The 242-nt window shown below is 65.7% G+C and carries 1 protein-coding gene; it reads right to left on the bottom strand.

Translation table 11 applies throughout. The features are described 5' to 3' along the window. Positions 1–242 (bottom strand): hypothetical protein (locus tag AC0L2A_RS36545; RefSeq protein ID WP_473613039.1); only part of this gene is annotated, 242 nt, incomplete at both ends.

Below are 242 nucleotides of genomic sequence, written 5' to 3'. Positions count from 1 at the left end.
CTTGTTCATCGGCCCGATCGATGCCTTGCGACAGGTCGGGGCCAAAGAGCTGGTGCTGGCCGGTGCGCTGCTGGTCCACCCGCTGGTGGATGATCGGGCCGGGCCCGTAGGGGCTAACGAAGGCGTCCCAGGTGGCTGCGGCGATGGTGCGCGCAGCCGGGTTGGCGAAGAAGACCTGGGAGAGAATGTCGGGGTGACGGGCCAGGTCGTGACCAACAAACTCGTTCCACCACACATTGCAC

The sequence above is a fragment of the Mesorhizobium sp. WSM4844 genome, assembly GCF_055811775.1.
This window is presented reverse-complemented; position numbering and strand designations above follow the sequence as displayed.